11 protein-coding genes are annotated in these 15,522 nt (G+C 72.8%); 6 read left to right on the top strand and 5 right to left on the bottom strand.

Annotated features, from left to right (window positions below; translation table 11 throughout):
* The first annotated feature begins 58 nt into the window (after positions 1-58).
* Positions 59-709: a hypothetical protein gene (locus H958_RS0130215; protein WP_028061398.1), complete on the top strand. Its 651-nt coding sequence runs from the start codon at positions 59-61 to the stop codon at positions 707-709.
* Between the two features lie 53 nt (positions 710-762).
* On the opposite strand, the gene H958_RS0130210 is transcribed toward H958_RS0130215, so the two are convergent.
* Both H958_RS0130210 and H958_RS44380 read right to left on the bottom strand, forming a co-directional pair.
* Positions 763-2,277: a sigma-70 family RNA polymerase sigma factor gene (locus tag H958_RS0130210; RefSeq protein ID WP_028061397.1), complete on the bottom strand. Its 1,515-nt coding sequence runs from the start codon at positions 2,275-2,277 to the stop codon at positions 763-765.
* A gap of 243 nt (positions 2,278-2,520) precedes the next feature.
* Positions 2,521-3,042 carry a GNAT family N-acetyltransferase gene (locus H958_RS44380; RefSeq protein ID WP_051325015.1) on the bottom strand — a complete coding sequence of 174 codons (522 nt, stop codon included), beginning with the start codon at positions 3,040-3,042 and terminating at the stop codon, positions 2,521-2,523.
* A gap of 90 nt (positions 3,043-3,132) precedes the next feature.
* Here H958_RS44380 and H958_RS0130200 point away from each other — a divergent pair, with 90 nt between their 5' ends.
* Entirely contained in the window at positions 3,133-3,567 is a 435-nt protein-coding gene (locus H958_RS0130200) for a hypothetical protein (RefSeq protein WP_028061396.1), read from the top strand.
* Between the two features lie 10 nt (positions 3,568-3,577).
* Here H958_RS0130200 and H958_RS0130195 read toward each other — a convergent pair whose 3' ends face one another.
* Genes H958_RS0130195 through H958_RS0130185 form a run of 3 tightly spaced genes read right to left on the bottom strand, consistent with a single transcriptional unit; the run spans position 3,578 to position 5,650 of the window.
* Complete coding sequence (locus tag H958_RS0130195; RefSeq protein ID WP_028061395.1) at positions 3,578-4,051, bottom strand: hypothetical protein; 474 nt, start codon at positions 4,049-4,051, stop codon at positions 3,578-3,580.
* Complete coding sequence (locus H958_RS0130190; protein WP_028061394.1) at positions 4,048-4,578, bottom strand: RNA polymerase sigma factor; 531 nt, start codon at positions 4,576-4,578, stop codon at positions 4,048-4,050. The genes H958_RS0130195 and H958_RS0130190 overlap by 4 nt, the downstream gene beginning before the upstream one ends.
* Positions 4,579-4,609: 31 nt before the next feature.
* Entirely contained in the window at positions 4,610-5,650 is a 1,041-nt protein-coding gene (locus tag H958_RS0130185) for an HpcH/HpaI aldolase/citrate lyase family protein (protein ID WP_028061393.1), read from the bottom strand.
* Between the two features lie 20 nt (positions 5,651-5,670).
* Between H958_RS0130185 and H958_RS41400 the strand changes: the two genes are divergently transcribed.
* The 4 genes from H958_RS41400 to H958_RS41390 all read left to right on the top strand — a co-directional run bounded on the left by H958_RS41400 (position 5,671) and on the right by H958_RS41390 (position 15,372).
* Entirely contained in the window at positions 5,671-6,174 is a 504-nt protein-coding gene (locus H958_RS41400) for a MaoC family dehydratase (protein WP_037412083.1), read from the top strand.
* 225 nt (positions 6,175-6,399) lie between these two features.
* Positions 6,400-8,196 (top strand): phosphoenolpyruvate carboxykinase (GTP), encoded by a 1,797-nt coding sequence (locus H958_RS0130175; RefSeq protein WP_028061392.1) that lies wholly within the window; start codon positions 6,400-6,402, stop codon positions 8,194-8,196.
* 115 nt (positions 8,197-8,311) lie between these two features.
* A complete protein-coding gene (locus H958_RS41395; RefSeq protein ID WP_037412337.1) occupies positions 8,312-13,054 on the top strand; it encodes an NAD-glutamate dehydrogenase in 4,743 nt (1,580 codons plus the stop codon).
* Between the two features lie 104 nt (positions 13,055-13,158).
* Complete coding sequence (locus H958_RS41390) at positions 13,159-15,372, top strand: putative bifunctional diguanylate cyclase/phosphodiesterase (protein WP_051325013.1); 2,214 nt, start codon at positions 13,159-13,161, stop codon at positions 15,370-15,372.
* Positions 15,373-15,522: the final 150 nt, after the last annotated feature.

Genomic DNA, 15,522 nt, shown 5'->3' with positions numbered 1-15,522 from the left:
AGTCCACCCCGCGCGCACAACTCTCCAACCATGCGCCGCGGATGGCGTTGTGCCCTGTATGAAGAAGGTTGCAGCACTCGCGGCCGTTGCGGCGGTCGCGGTCACGCCGGCCGCCGCAAGCGCCAAGCCGCGCGCCAAGGTCTACAAGGCCACGTTCAAGCTCGTCGGCGCGGACGGGTCGTACACGAGCGACACGTTCGGCAAGGCGCAGCTCGTCGACGGACGGCGCAACGACCAGCTGAGCGTGCACGTGCGCAAGCTCGGATCGCGAGCGAAGTACGTCTTCCGCCTGCAGTCCTCCGCGACCGCGTGCGAGGCGGGCGCGCCGGCCGGGACCGACGTGCCCGGCTGGCGTTACCACCGGTCCGGGCTGCTCGTCACGAGCCGCAAGGGCGTGGCCAACTCCTGGGCCCGCGCGCGCGGGTTCACCGTCAAGCGCGACGTCGAGTACTACGTCGGCGTGTTCACGCGGAGCGCATCCGGCGAGCCCGATCGGCTCGTCGCGTGTGCGCAGCTGACGACGAAGAAGAAGCGGCCCAAGGGCGGCGACGGCAGGTCGCGCGCCAACGGCGGCAAGCCGGAGGGCAAGGGCCACGATCACGTGAACCCCGGGGGCAAGAGCGGCGACCACGGGAAGAGCGGCGGGGACCACGGCAGCGGCGACGGTGACCCCGGTCAGGGCCGCAAGGCCCCGGTCACTCGGCGCTGAGCCGAGGGAGGAGGCCGATGGCGGGGCGCGGCCGTGGGGGGCCGCGCCCCGCGTCAGCGTGAGGCGCCGCGGCGCGCCGGGGCCCCGGTTCGCGGCGGCGGCGTCCCGGCGTCGGGGGAGGCGGCCGGCGGCGGCTCGGTGCGCTCGGGCGGCTTCGCGGTGTGCGGCGGCGTCCGTGGAACCGGGGCGTGGGCCGGCCGCTCGGTGCGCGTGCGCGGCTTGGCGGCCGGCGGCGGCGTCCGGGGAAGCCGGGCGCGGGCCGGCGGATGCGTGCGCGAGGGCGGCTTCCCCGTTGGCGCGTGCGTGCGCGAAGGCGCCGGTGCCGCAGGCTTCCGCGAATTCACTGCACCGGCGGCCTCGGGTCGCGGCCGCCGAGCCGTCGCGGCGCCGTGGGAAGCGCGCTTGCCCGGCGTCGGGACCGCCCGCTCCGGTCCGGCCGCCGGCTGCGCGACGCTGACCTGCGGGTCAGCGCGGCGACCGGCGCGCCGCTCACGGGGCGCCGCCGTCGCGCGCTCGCCGTGCGACGGCGCCGGCCTCACCCCGGCGCGCGGCGCGGTGATCCAGCGGCGGGCGCTCACGCTCAGCGCGGCGGGCGTCGCGCTCGGTGCGGCGGCGGCGCGCGCCGGCAGGTTCGCCGCGACGCGCGGCGGCGGCGGAGCGTGATCGCGGACCTCGATCGCCGTCGCGCTTCCGGCTCCCGCCACCGCGGCGACCGTCAGCGCCTTCGCCACCAGGGCCGTCGCGCCGCCGCCCGCGAGCGTCTCGCCGCCGAGCAGCGCGGCGAGAGCGCCGCCCTTCAGGGCCGCGGAGGGAGCGACGGGCAGCGCGACGCCGAGCAGACGCCGCCGGCGGCGCAGCGCGGAGCGGAACTCGCGGCAGGCGGCGCAGTCGCGCAGGTGGCGGCGGAGCACGGTCCGCCGCAGGGCTCCGCCGCGCTCGGTCGCAAGCTGGCGCTGGATCTCGCTGCACGGCGTCTCGCGTCCCGCGCGCGTGGCGATGAGCGAGCTGCGCGCCTGGAACACGAGCGCCTTGACCTTCTCGCGCGGGCAGCCCAGCACGGCGGCGATCTCGGCGTGCGGCATCGTCGCGAGCTCGGCGAGCACGAGGGCGGCGCGCTGCTCCTCGGGGAGCTTCGCCACGTCCTCCAGCAGCTCGCGCACGTCGTGGCGGCGCTGGACCTCGGCGGACAGGTGATCCGTGGCCGCGTCGGCGGGCAGCTCGGCGGGCCGGTCGCGCCGCGCCCGCAACACCGTGAGACAGCGGTTGCGCGCGATCGCGTACAGCCACGGGCGCAGGTCGACGGCGCGCTCGGACGCCGTCAGGTCGCGATAGGCGGCGAGGAACACGTGCTGGACGGCGTCCTCAGCCTCCTCGACCGAGCCGAGCATGTGCCGGCAGAACCCCAGCAGGCCGCGCTGGTAGCGATCGAAGATCGCCTCGAAGGCGCGCTCGGAGCCTCCCCGGACGGCGGCGACCAGCCGCTCGTCGGACGCGATCGCGAGCATGCGCACGGCAACTCGCGGACGGGTCGTCCCGAGCGCCGGCCCGGTGGCGGCGGACGCCTCCATCGCCGGGCATTATGCCCGCTGCTCAACCGATGGGTCGCTCGGGCGCCGCGACCCTCGAGGACGAAAAGGACGCGGGACCGGGCCGCTTGGGATGCTCTCCGCCGGCGCGCCCCGCAAGGAGGCTCGCCTGGCTTCAGAGCGGCGGGCCTTTCAATCCCCTGGCCTCGCTCTCTGCGGCTCGGTTCCGCGTCTAGGAAGACCGTACGCCGCGCCCGCCGGCCCGGTCAACGGCCGGCGGCGCGTTCAGCCCGCATCTTCCGGCGAACCTTCGTTCGGAAGGCGCGCGTACACCGCGGTGTCGATGCGCCGGTCGCCCTTGAGGTAGGTCGAGCGCAGCACACCCTCGCGCGTGTAGCCGCAGCGCTCGGCGACGCGCTGGGACGGGATGTTGTCGACGTCGATCAGCAGCGTCGCGCGCAGGGCGCCGACCTCCTCGAACGCCCAGCGCGTCAGCTCGCGCACGATCCAGGTGGCGATGCCGCGGCCGCGGGCGGCGGGCGCGACGAGATAGCCGAGCTCCAGCTCGCGGGCGGCACGATCGATCTGCGGCGCGAGCCCGACGCCCAGGAACTCTCCGGCGTCGCCGATCGCGGCGAAGCCGGCGCACGTGCCGTCGGCGCGCCCCCGCTGGTAACGGGCGAGCCAACCGGGGAGGAAGTCGTGCTCCGGAGGGTCGGGGAAGCGCGTGAAGCGCAGTACGGCGGGGTCTTCGGCGACCTCGGCCATCGGCCCGAGGTGCTCGTGGGAGAGCGGGACGAGTTGCATCGGCACGGAGGGTATGTGCGAGGAACCCCACCACTGGGTAGGCAGGATTCAGGCCCGGCTTAGCCGCTGCCGATACCGTGTGCCGTGCCAATGCTCCACGCTCGCATCGACATCACGCAGGGTCTTGATGGCGAGCCCGTCGTGCTGGCGCTGTTCGACCTCGGGGACGAGGAGATCGCGGCCTCGGCGCACGCGGTCCGCGCCGTGTCGTCGGAGCGCTTCCGCACCGTGAGCATGTCGGTCGACGACGTGCTGGAGCTGCGCGAGCTGACCGCGCTGGCCGACGAGCTGTCCGACCTCGCGAGCCGCTCTGGCGTGAGCACCGTCGTGCTCCGCCCCGCGCGCCTGTCCGCGTACCGCAACGCGCTCACCCAGTTCGTGGAGAGCCGCGACGAGGCCGAGTGGATGCGCGACGAGGACCGCTTGCCGCTGGCCGCCGCGCGCGAGCTCCTGTGGCCGCTCGGCGACCTTGCCGCCGAGACGATGCGAGCCGCGCTCGAGCCCGGCTCGCACCGCTGCTGCTGACCGTCCGCTGCTAGCCCACGCCCGGGGACGGCGCGTACTCGCCGAGGAACCCGGCGCCGATGATCTTCTGGTCCACCGCCGCGCGGCCGATGTAGCAGTTCCATTCGGTGCCGTCCGAGCGCAGGGAGCGGCAGCCGCCGTTGACGTGCTTGGTCGCGTCGACGGTCGGCTCGAGCGTGCCCTTCAGGTCGGCGATCTCCGACTGGAACTCGCCCTCGATCGTGCAGTGGTAGGAGACGCCTTCCTCGACGACCTCGCAGCGCGGGGTCGTACCCACCAGGAAGCGCGTGCCGGCGGGGAGCGAGCGTTCGACGTCCCCGGTCGAGAGCAGGCCGGCGGCGAGCGCCGCGCCGGGCACGAGGATCGCGATCGCGGCGGCGCCGCCGAGGACGCGGCGCCGGCGCGTGGAGCGGCGCATGGCGGCGAGGTCCTTCCGGGCGGCGCGCTCGAGCTCGTCGCCGATCAGGATCAGGCGGTCGGTCATCTGGCGGTGTCCTTCCCAAGTCGGGCGCGAAGGGTCGAAAGCCCGCGGTGCACGCGCACGCGGGCGGCGGCGGGAGTGGTGCCGAGCGCGGACGCGACGTCCGCGTACTCGAGGTCGTCCAGCACGCGCAGGCGGATCGCCTCGCGCTGCGACTCGGGCAGCTCGTGGAGCGCCTCGTCGAGGCCGTCCAGCCACGACTCGTCCGGCTCGGCGACCGGCGCGGCCGGCATCCCGAGCCGCTCGCGGGCGCTCGCCTCGAGCGTGCGGCGCCGCACCGAGGCGAGCAGCACGTTGCGGGCGATCCCGAACAGCCACGGGCCGGCCGAGCCGCCGCACTCGTCGCGGAAGCGGGCCCTGACGAGCCATGCCTGGGCGAACGTCTCGGCGGTCAGCTCGTGCGCGGCGTCGTCGTCGCGGCTGCGGCGCAGGTGGTACCCGAGCACGCGGTCCGCGTAGCGGTCATAGAGCTCGCGGAACGCACCGGCATCCGTCCGGGCCGCCGCGAGCAGGTCGGCGTCGCTTCTCACGACCGTGACATGACGCGGCGCCGCCGCCGCGTTACAGCCCGTACGCCTCGGCCAGCTCCGGGTCTTTGCGCGCGAGCAGCTCGGCGAGGTCGACCATGACCTTCGACTGCTTCCACGTCGCGTCGTCCTGCATCTTGCCGTCGATCATGTGCACGCCGCGGCCGTCCGGGATCGCCTCGAGCACCTTCTTGGCGAACGCGACCTCCTCGGGGTCGGGCGAGAAGACCTTCTTGGCGATCCCGATCTGGACCGGGTGCAGCGACCACGCCCCGACGCAGCCCATCAGGTACGCGGCGCGGAACTGCGCCTCGCAGCCCTCGACGTCCTTGATGTCGCCGAACGGGCCGTAGAACGGGAAGATCCCGGCGGCCGCGCAGGCATCGACCATGCGGCCGATCGTGTAGTGCCAGAGGTCCTGCTGGAAGGACGGACGCGCGGCGTCCCCATCGGGATCCGCCACGACGCGGTAGCCCGGGTGGCCGCCGCCGACACGCGTCGTCTTCATCCGCCGCGATGCCGCGAGGTCGGCCGGGCCGAGCGAGATGCCCTGCATTCGCGGCGACGCGGTGGCGATCTCCTCGACGTTCGCCACGCCCTGCGCCGTCTCGAGGATCGCGTGCACGAGGATCGGGCGCTCCAGCCCGGCGCGCGCCTCGAGCTGGGCGAGCAGCCGGTCGACGTAGTGGATGTCCCACGCGCCCTCGACCTTCGGGACCATCACGACGTCGAGCTTGTCGCCGGCCTCTGTGACCAACGTCACCAAGTCGTCGAGCACCCACGGGCTCTCGAGCGAGTTCACGCGCGTCCACAGCGGCGTGCCGCCGAGGTCGGTCTCGCGCGCCGCCCGCACCAGTCCGGCGCGCGCCGCCTCCTTGCGATCGGCCGGGATCGCGTCCTCCAGGTTTCCCAGCAGGATGTCCGCCTGAGCAGCCATTTCCGGCAGCCGGCCCACCAGCTTCTCGTTCGACGGATCGAAGAAGTGGATCATCCGCATCGGCGTCACGGGGATCTCGCGCACGGGCTCGGGCGCCCCGATGGCGAGCGGCTTGAAGTGGGAGCGAGGGTTGCGCATCACGGGCATCATGGCGCTCCATGACTCCCGTCGACACCGATCAGTCCGCCCGCGAAGCCTCGGGCGCGCATCCCTACGGCCGCTACTTCGAGGAGTTCGAGGCCGGCGCCGTCTACAAGCACTGGCCCGCGAAGACGGTCACGGAGTACGACGACCACCTGTTCTGCCTGCTGACGATGAATCACCACCCGCTGCACATCAACGACGTCTACGCCGCGGGTTCCCAGCAGGGGCGCAACGTGGTCGTCGGTCCGTACGTCTACAGCCTCGCGCTCGGGATGAGCGTCTCCGACATCTCCGGCAAGGCGATCGCGAACCTCGCGACGGAGGAGCTCAGCCATCCGGCGCCGGTGTTCCACGGCGACACGCTGTTCGCCGAGACCGAGGTGCTGGAGGTGCGCGAGTCGCGCTCCAAGCCGGACCGGGGAACGGTCAAGGTGCACACGCGCGTCCTCAACCAGGACGGCGTCCTGGTCGCCGAGTTCAAGCGGCTCGTGCTTGTGCCGAAGCGAAACGTCGCCTGAGTTTGTACGTCACTGGCAAAACCCGGCCGGGCCAAAAGTTCAGTTGGCGGTAGCGGTTTGCCACGGGAAGGCATACCCTTACGGAGGTGATGGATGGTCGTTTTGGCGCGTCGGCAGTCGTCTCCGGCGCTTCCGACTGCCCCGGCCATCCATCCGGCGCCCCGGTTTGTTCCTATCTGGCAAACCTCCACTGACGGAAAAAGGCAAGAGAGGTCGAGTCGCCCCGTGACGATTGAAACGCCCGTTCCCACGAAGCACCGCAGGCTCGTCGCCTGGGTCGAGCAGGTCGCAGCGCTGACGGAGCCGGACTCCGTCCACTGGTGCGACGGATCAGCCGAGGAGTACGACGCCCTGTGCCAAGAGCTCGTGGACGCGGGCACGTTCGAGCGCCTGTCGGACGCCAAGCGCCCGAACTCCTACCTCGCGCGCAGCGACCCGGGCGACGTCGCGCGCGTCGAGGACCGGACGTTCATCTGCTCGCTCCAGGAGCACGACGCCGGGCCGACCAACAACTGGCGCGACCCGGCCGAGATGCGCGACCTCCTGCACGAGAAGTTCAAGGGCTCGATGCGCGGCCGCACGCTCTACGTCGTGCCGTTCTCGATGGGCCCGCTCGGCTCGCCGATCTCCGAGATCGGCGTGCAGCTGACGGACTCCGCCTACGTCGCGGTGTCGATGCGGATCATGACCCGCATGGGCAAGGGCGCGCTGGAGGTGCTGGGCGACAGCGGGGACTTCGTGCCCTGCCTGCACACGGTCGGCGCTCCACTGGCCGAGGGCGAGACGAGCTCCGCATGGCCGTGCAACGAGGAGAAGTACATCGTCCACTTCCCCGAGACGCGCGAGATCTGGTCCTTCGGCTCGGGCTACGGCGGCAACGCGCTGCTCGGGAAGAAGTGCTTCGCGCTGCGCATCGCGTCGGTGATCGCGCACGACGAGGGCTGGCTCGCCGAGCACATGCTGATCCTCAAGCTCACCTCGCCGGAGGGCACGGTCAAGCACATCGCCGGCGCGTTCCCGAGCGCCTGCGGCAAGACCAACCTGGCGATGCTCGTGCCGACGCTCGAGGACTGGACGGTCGAGACCGTCGGCGACGACATCGCGTGGATGAAGGTGGGGGAGGACGGGCGGCTGTACGCCGTCAACCCCGAGGCCGGGTTCTTCGGCGTGGCGCCGAACACGAGCGCGACGACGAACCCGAACGCGGTCGACACGATCCGCCGGAACACGATCTTCACCAACTGCGCGAAGACCGACGACGGCGACATCTGGTGGGAGGGGCTGACCGGCGAGACGCCGGCGCACCTGATCGACTGGAAGGGCAACGACTGGACACCGGAGTCCGACGTGCCTGCCGCGCACCCGAACGCCCGCTTCACGGTCGCCGCGGCACAGTGCCCGTCGATCTCCGACGACTGGGAGGACCCGGCCGGCGTGCCGATCGACGCGTTCCTGCTCGGCGGCCGCCGCTCGACCGGCGTGCCGCTCGTGCGCGAGGCGTTCGACTGGGAGCACGCCGTCTTCCTCGGCGCCACGATGAGCTCGGAGAAGACGGCGGCGGCGGCCGGCACGGTCGGCGAGTTGCGCTTCGACCCGTTCGCGATGCTGCCGTTCTGCGGCTACAACATGGCCGACTACTTCGCGCACTGGTTGGAGCTCGGCAAGCGCAAGGACCTCCGGCTCCCGCGCGTCTTCCACGTCAACTGGTTCCGCAAGGACTCCGAGGGCAAGTTCCTGTGGCCCGGCTACGGCGAGAACTCGCGCGTGCTCGCGTGGATCTTCCGCCGCTGCGATGACGAGGCGGAGGCGCGCGAGACCCCGATCGGCCTCGTCCCGGCCGCCGGCGCGCTCGAGATCGGCGGGCTGGATCCGGAGCGCATCGAGGCCGCGCTGCGTGTGGACCTCGACGAGGCGCGCGCCGAGCTCGAGCAGACGCAGGCGCACCTCGCGCGGTTCGGCGACGACCTGCCGTCGGCGATCCGGTTCCAGTTCAAGGCCCTGAAGGCCCGGCTCGTCGACTAGTGCGCATCGCCCTCGCCGCGCTCGCCCTCGCCGCACCCGGCGCGGGCGAGCCGGCACAGGCCGCCGCACGGGCTCGATCCGACGGCGTCGCCGCCGTGGTGAAATGATGGCCGATATGAGCCTCGCGCAGGAGACCGAGGCCGGCTCAGGCAAGGCGAGCGAGGCGCTGCTCCGGCTGGTGGAGCAGCGGGCGCCGGACGGTGAGGGCGCGGTCGTGCGCGCATTCGCCGAGGCCTATGTCCGCCGGCTCGCGGCAGACGGAACGGACGGGATCAAGCCGGAGGACCTCGCGGCCGAGGTCATCAGCGTCTTCGAGTTCAGCTCGGCGCGCGGGCGCAGGCCGATCGCGGTGCGCGCCTTCAACCCGACCCGCGAGCGCGACGGATACGAGCCGCTCGGCTCGGTGCTGGAGACCAACACCGACGACTGGCCGTTCCTCGTGGACTCCGTCAGCGCGGCGCTCGAGGAGCGCCATGAGCGCGTCGTGAGGCTCGTGCACCCGATCGTCGGGATCACGCGCGAGGACGGGAGGATCGCCGGCGTCCGCCACGCCCGCAACGCGATCCACCGCGAGTCGGTCATGCACTTCGATCTCCAGCGCCGCCTGGAGGAGGAGCAGCTCAAGGCGCTCGAGGACGCGGTCTGCGGCGTGCTGACGGCGGTCCGCAACGTCGTCAGCGACTTCGGCGCGATGACGCAGCGGGTCGAGTCGATGATCGCGCTCGCGCGCAACGGCGGCGCGCGCTACGACTCAGACGAGGTCCGTGAGGCGGTCGACTTCCTCGCCTGGCTGCTGCGCGGCAACTTCGTGCTGCTCGGGGCGCGCGAATACGAGCTCAAGGACGACGCGTACCGCGTGATCCCGGGCTCCGGCCTCGGCATCCTGGCCGACGAGGAGCATTCCGCCTACGCCAAGCCGGTCGCGCTCTCGTCCTTACCCGAGGCGGTGCGCAGGCGCGCCACCACGGGCGACCTGCTGATCGTCGACAAGGCCAACGCGATCGCGCCCGTGCACCGTCCTGAGCGGATGGACTACGTCGGCGTGCGGCGCGTGACGCCGGACGGCGAGATGGCCGGCGAGTCGCGGCTGCTCGGCCTGTTCACGACCAAGGCCTACACCGAGCCGGCGTCGCAGACGCCGGTGCTGCACCGCAAGCTGCGCCGCGTGCTCGAGGCCGAGGACCTGATCGAGGGCTCGCACGACTACAAGGGCGCCGTCGCGCTGTTCGACACGTTCCCGAAGGACGAGCTGTTCGCCGCGCCGGTCGAGGACCTGCGCCGCGGCGTCGTCGCGCTGCTCGCGCTCGAGGGCACCGACCGCATCCGCCTGCTCGGGCGCCGCTCCCACGACGGGCGCAGCGCCTCGTTCGTGCTCGCGCTCCCGCGCGACCGCTACGAGGCGGCGCTGGTGGAACGCATCCGTGAGCTGTTCCGGCAGCGCTTCGGGACCGACAGCGTCGAGTCCCAGCACGTGCTCGACGAGGGCGCCCGCGCGCGCGTGCACTTCCTCGTGCACCGCCCCGGCGGCCTGCCGGAGCTCGACAACCGCGAGCTCGAGCGCGAGGTGCTCGAGCTGGCGCGCACGTGGGACGACGAGCTGCGTGACGTGCTGACCGAGCGCTACGGCCCGGCGCGCGGGCGGATGCTCTCCGAGGCCTGCCTGCCGCAGCTCCCCGACCACTACAAGGGCTATACGACGCCGGAGACCGCGGCCTACGACGTCGAGCTCCTGTCGCACCTGTCGTCGGACTTCATGGTCTCGCTGCAGCCGCTCGGCGGCCTGACGCGCGTGGCGCTCTACAAGCGCGGTCCGAAGGTCGAGCTGGGCGGCGTGCTGCCGATGCTCGAGGATCTCGGGCTGCGCGTGATCGAGGAGATCTCCACGCGCCTGGTCGGCGAGGACGAGCGGTGGGTGCAGGAGTTCCGCGTGCTCGGCCCCGACGGCGCGCCGCTGGACCTCGCGGCCTCCGGCAACCGCGTGGCGGAGATGCTGGCCGCGGTCCACCGGGGCGAGGCGGAGACCGACACGCTCAACCGGCTCGTGATCACGGCGGGGCTCAACCGCCCCGAGGTCGCGATGCTGCGCGCGTACCGCAAGTACCGCCAGCGCGTCGGCTCGCGCTTCACCGAGAGCTACCAGAACGACGTGCTGGTGGCCAACTCCGCCATCACGGCCAAGCTCGTGCGCTACTTCCAGCTGCGCTTCGACCCCGAGTTGGAGCCCGACGGGGAGGCCGAGACGAAGCTGCGCGACGAGATCCTGGCCGATCTCGACGACGTCGCCTCGCTCGACCACGACCGCATCCTGCGCAACCAGCTGACGGTGATCGACGCGACGCTGCGCGTGAACACCTACGTGGCGGAGAAGGACGCGCTCGCCTTCAAGATCCGCTCGGCCGAGGTCCCGGCGATGCCCCAGCCGGCCCCGCTGGTGGAGATCTACGTCTACTCGTCGGAGGTCGAGGGCATCCACCTGCGCGGCGGGAAGATCGCGCGCGGCGGCCTGCGCTGGTCGGACCGCCAGGACTACCGCACCGAGGTCTACGGCCTGATGCGTGCGCAGCTGACCAAGAACGCCGTGATCGTGCCGGCGGGCGCCAAGGGCGGCTTCTATCTCAAGAGCCCGCCGGCGGGGCGCGATGCGCTCAAGGCCGAGGTCGAGCGCCAGTACGTGACGTACATCCGCGCGCTCCTGTCGGTCACGGACAACCTGGTCGACGGCGAGGTCGTCCACCCGGAGCGCGTGCGCGTGCACGACGAGGACGACACCTACCTCGTGGTCGCGGCCGACAAGGGCACGGCGACGTTCTCGGACCTCGCGAACCGCGTCTCGCAGGAGCACGGCTTCTGGCTCGACGACGCGTTCGCCTCCGGCGGCTCGGCCGGCTACGACCACAAGGCGCTGGGCATCACCGCGCGCGGCGCGTGGGAGTCGGTCAAGCGCCATTTCCGCGAGCTGGGCGTCGATACGCAGCGGGACCCGTTCACCGTCGTCGGCATCGGCGACATGTCGGGCGACGTGTTCGGCAACGGGATGCTGCTCTCGGACAAGATCCGGCTCGTCGCGGCCTACGACCACCGGCACATCTTCATCGACCCGGATCCGGACGCGGCGGCCGGGTTCGCGGAGCGGCGGCGGCTGTTCGAGATGAGTCCCGCCCACCCGTCGTCATGGGACGACTACGACCGCGAGCTGATCTCCGAGGGCGGCGGCGTCTATCCGCGCACGGCGAAGGCGATCCACCTCTCGCCGCAGGCGCGCGAGGCGCTCGGGGTCACCGACGAGGCCCTCGCGCCGACCGAGGTCATCCGCGCGATCCTGCGGGCGCAGGTGGACCTGCTGTGGAACGGCGGCATCGGGACCGTGGTGAAGGCCTCCACCGAGAGCGATGCCGACGCCGCGGACCGCTCGTCGGACGCCATCCGCGTCAACGCGAACGAGCTGCGCGCGAAGGTCGTGGGGGAGGGCGGGAACCTCGGCTTCACGCGCCGCGCGCGCGTCGAGTACAGCGTCCGCGGCGGCCGCATCAACGCCGACTTCATCGACAACTCGGCCGGCGTCGACTGCTCCGACCACGAGGTCAACCTGAAGATCCTGCTCGGCCTGGCCGAGCGGCGCGGCGAGCTCACGCGCGAGCAGCGCGACGACCTGCTTGTCGAGGTGACCGACGACGTCGTCGCCCACGTCCTCTACGACTCGTTCCTACAGGCGCAGATCATCGCCCAGGAGGTCGATCGCTCGGCGAGCCGCCTGTTCGCCTACGAGGACCTGATGGCGATGCTCGAGGAGTACGGGATCTTCGATCGCGCGGCCGAGGACCTCCCGACGGCGGAGGAGATCGGCGAGCGCCGGCGCGCGGGGCGCGGGATGGAGCGGCCGGAGCTCGCGCTGCTGGTCGCCTACGGCAAGCGGCTGCTGGCGCGCGCCCTCGAGACGTCGGACTTCATCGACGAGCCGTGGCTGGAGCGCGACCTGCGCGACTACTTCCCGCCCGCGGTGGTCGAGCGCTTCGGGCACCTGCTGTCCGAGCACCCGCTGCGGCGCGAGCTGATCTGCATGGTCAACTCCAACGCGGTCGTCAACTCGCTCGGCCCGACGTTCATCTCGCAGCTGGTCGGGGAGCGCGGGGTGCGGCCGGCGGAGATCGTGCGCGCGTTCCGGATCGCCCGCGAGGTGACCGGCGCGGATGCGCACTGGGAGCGCGTCGAGCAGCTCGAGGGCGCGGATCGCGCGGCCCAGCTGGAGCTGATGGGCGGGCTCGATTCGCTCGTGGAGACGACGACGCGCTGGTACCTGAACTCCGACGGCGAGATCCGGCACGAGGTCGCCGCGGGGCGCGAGGGCTTCGAGCGGCTCGCGGCGATCATCGGCGAGCTGGGGACCGACGATCACCGGCGCCGGCGCGAGCAGGTCGTCGAGCGGCTGCTCGGCCAGGGCGTGCCGGAGCCGCTCGCGCGCGAGCACGCCGTCGGGCCGGAGCTCGTCTACGCGCCGGACATGATCGTCGTCTCCGGCGCGACCGGCCGGCCGATCGAGGAGGTCGCGCGCGCGTTCTTCGCGGTCGGCGAGCAGCTGCGGCTCGACTGGATGCAGGCCGAGCTCGAGCGCATCCCGGCGACGTCGCGGATGCAGCGCTGGGCGCTGCAGGCCGTGCGCGAGGACGCCAACCAGGTGCGGCGGGAGATCGCCGGCGCCGTGCTGGCGGAGGCGGACGGCGACGTCGAGCGCTTCCTCGAGGAGCGCGCCGACCGCGTCTCGCGGCTGAACGCGTTCCTGCGCTCGCTCGCGCGCGAGGGCGACCCGGACCTTGCGGGGCTCACGCTGGCGGTGCGCCAGCTGCGCGCGATCGTCGACTGACGCCGCCGTACAACTGTCCATTCCGTAAAGCAACCGGCCGGAATGCCGATCGGAGGGACGTGAGCGCGCCCGCGTCACGAGTCCTTCTGTCGATTCTCGCCGCGATGGCCGCGGCGGAGCTCGCCGTGCCGGCCCTCGGGCTCCACTCCGCGGTCCCGACCCGGCTCCTGCACGCCGTGCTGGTCTTCGGCTCGACCGGGGCGATCTTCCTGCGCGTCATACGGCGCCCGCAGGACCGCGTCGTGTGGATGCTGCTCGGCCTCGCCGTCGCCCTGACGGGCGCCGGCGGCTCGATCAGCGGCCAGGCACGCAGCGCCGGGCACCTTCCGCACTTCCCCTCCCTCGCCGACGGGCTGTACCTCGCGTACTTCCCGCTCGTCCTCGCGGCCGGCCTGTGGCTGGCGCACGCGCGGATCGGCCGCCTCAGCGCCGGGCTGTGGCTCGACGGCGCGATCGGGACGCTCGGCGCCGCGGCGCTCGTCGCGCAGGTGCTGGGCGAGCCGGTCCGTGAGGCGGTCGGCGGCGGAGCGCCGGCGCTGCTCACCCTCAGCTTCCCGCTCGGGCACCTGCTGCTCTCGATCCTCGTGGTCGTCGCGCTCGCGCTGCGCGGCCGGCCGATCGGCCGCGCATGGCTGCTGCTCGGCGCCGGGTTCCTGCTGCGCGTGGTCTCGGGGACGATCCACGCATGGGCGGAGATCGCCAACGGCGCCGTCTCGCCGTGGGTGCGGCCGATCGGCATCCTGTCGCTGGTCGCGATCGCCGCGGCCGCGTGGTGCCCGCCGACCCCGCCGCGCGTGGCGCGCCTCGCCGGGCTGCGGATGCTCGTCACGCCGGCCGTCGTAGGCACCGCCGCGCTGGGCGTGCTCGTGCTCGACCACTTCCACGACGGCGGCGACCTGGCGGTCTGGCTGGCCGCGGCGACCCTCCTCGTGCTGATGGCGCGCGTCGCGCTGACGTTCCGCGAGAACCAGCTGCTGCTGGCCTCCCGCCACCAGGCGGTCACCGACGAGCTGACGGGGCTGCCCAACCGGCGCCTGTTCAACGACCGCCTGCGGGCGGCGGTCGAGGACGAGGAGCGGCTCGCGGTCGCGATGGTCGACCTCGACCGCTTCAAGGAGCTCAACGACACGCTCGGCCACCACGCGGGCGACCTGCTGCTCGAGCAGCTCGGCACGCGGCTGACCGAGGCGGTCGCCGACGCCGGGCTGGTCGCGCGGCTCGGGGGCGACGAGTTCGCGCTGCTGCTGCCCGGCGCCGGCCTGGCGCGGGCGGCGGAGATCGGCCGCCGCGTCGGCGCAGCCCTCCAGGACCCGTTCGAGATCGACGGCCTCGAGGTCGTGATGGACGCGAGCATCGGCGCCGCGCTGTTCCCCGAGCACGGCGCGGACGCCGAGTGCCTGCTGCAGCGCGCCGACGTCGCGATGTACCAGGCCAAGCAGGCGCGCACCGGCTTCCAGGCCTACGACCCCGGCCGCGACCGCCACTCGCGCGAGCGGCTGGCGCTGATGGCCGAGTTGCGGCGCGCCCTGGAGCGCGACGAGCTCATCCTCCATTACCAGCCGAAGGTCGAGCTCGAGTCGGGCCGCGTCGCCGGCGTCGAGGCGCTCGTGCGCTGGCAGCACCCGGTGCACGGCCTGCGCGGGCCGGGCGCGTTCCTCCCGCACGCCGAGCACACGGCGTTGATGCGGCCGCTGACGCTGCACGTGCTCCGGACCGCCCTCGGGGACCTCAAGCGCTGGCGCGACGACGGACTCGACCTGTGCGTCGCGGTCAACCTCGCGGTCCAGAACCTGCTCGACCTGCGCACGCCTGCGCAGGTCGGCGAGCTGCTGGCGGCGCACGGGCTGGAGCCGTCGGTGCTGACGCTGGAGGTCACCGAGAGCTTGCTGCTGCACGATCCCCAGCGGGCCGGCGAGGTGCTGCGCGACCTGCAGGAGATGGGCGTCGGGCTGGCGCTGGACGACTTCGGTACCGGCTACTCGTCGCTGGAGCACCTCAAGCGGCTGCCCGTGCACGAGCTCAAGATCGACAAGTCCTTCGTCATGGCGATGGACCGCGACCCGGCCGACCGCGCGATCGTCGCGTCGACGGCCGCCCTCGGCCGCGCGCTCGGCCTGCGCGTCGTCGCCGAGGGCGTCGAGTCGGCGGCCTCCGCGTCCGTCCTCGCCGCGATCGGCTGCGACATGGCCCAGGGCTTCCACTACTCGCCGCCGGTGCAGGCGGAGCAGATCCCCGCGCTGGTCCGGGGCCAGATCGGCGTCGCCGACCTCGCCCGGCAGCGCGCCGCCGCTCACGCGGCCCGCGCAAGCGCCGCCTGACGCGGCCCGATCGCTCCAGCGTGGACTAACGCTCAAGTAGACCGAGAGGGTTACGCGCGCCGGGGGCGCGGCTGCCGCACCTCTCGGGGTTGGCGCGTTGCCGCGGCAAGGACGCGGCAAGGCCGGCAAGCCCGCGGGCAAGGTCGCGGC

It is taken from the genome of Candidatus Solirubrobacter pratensis (assembly GCF_000425945.1).
Lineage (GTDB): Bacteria > Actinomycetota > Thermoleophilia > Solirubrobacterales > Solirubrobacteraceae > Solirubrobacter > Solirubrobacter pratensis.
This window is presented reverse-complemented; position numbering and strand designations above follow the sequence as displayed.

Excerpts from the sequence above, each read along its gene's own strand:
- H958_RS0130185 (WP_028061393.1), bottom strand. The coding sequence starts at position 5,650 with ATGCGCAACCCTCGCTCCCACTTCAAGCCGCTCGCCATCGGGGCGCCC.
- H958_RS0130195 (WP_028061395.1), bottom strand. The coding sequence starts at position 4,051 with ATGACCGACCGCCTGATCCTGATCGGCGACGAGCTCGAGCGCGCCGCC.
- H958_RS0130210 (WP_028061397.1), bottom strand. The coding sequence starts at position 2,277 with ATGGAGGCGTCCGCCGCCACCGGGCCGGCGCTCGGGACGACCCGTCCG.
- H958_RS44380 (WP_051325015.1), bottom strand. The coding sequence starts at position 3,042 with ATGCAACTCGTCCCGCTCTCCCACGAGCACCTCGGGCCGATGGCCGAG.
- H958_RS41395 (WP_037412337.1), top strand. The coding sequence starts at position 8,312 with ATGAGCCTCGCGCAGGAGACCGAGGCCGGCTCAGGCAAGGCGAGCGAG.
- H958_RS41390 (WP_051325013.1), top strand. The coding sequence starts at position 13,159 with ATGGCCGCGGCGGAGCTCGCCGTGCCGGCCCTCGGGCTCCACTCCGCG.
- H958_RS0130200 (WP_028061396.1), top strand. The coding sequence starts at position 3,133 with ATGCTCCACGCTCGCATCGACATCACGCAGGGTCTTGATGGCGAGCCC.
- H958_RS41400 (WP_037412083.1), top strand. The coding sequence starts at position 5,671 with ATGACTCCCGTCGACACCGATCAGTCCGCCCGCGAAGCCTCGGGCGCG.
- H958_RS0130215 (WP_028061398.1), top strand. The coding sequence starts at position 59 with ATGAAGAAGGTTGCAGCACTCGCGGCCGTTGCGGCGGTCGCGGTCACG.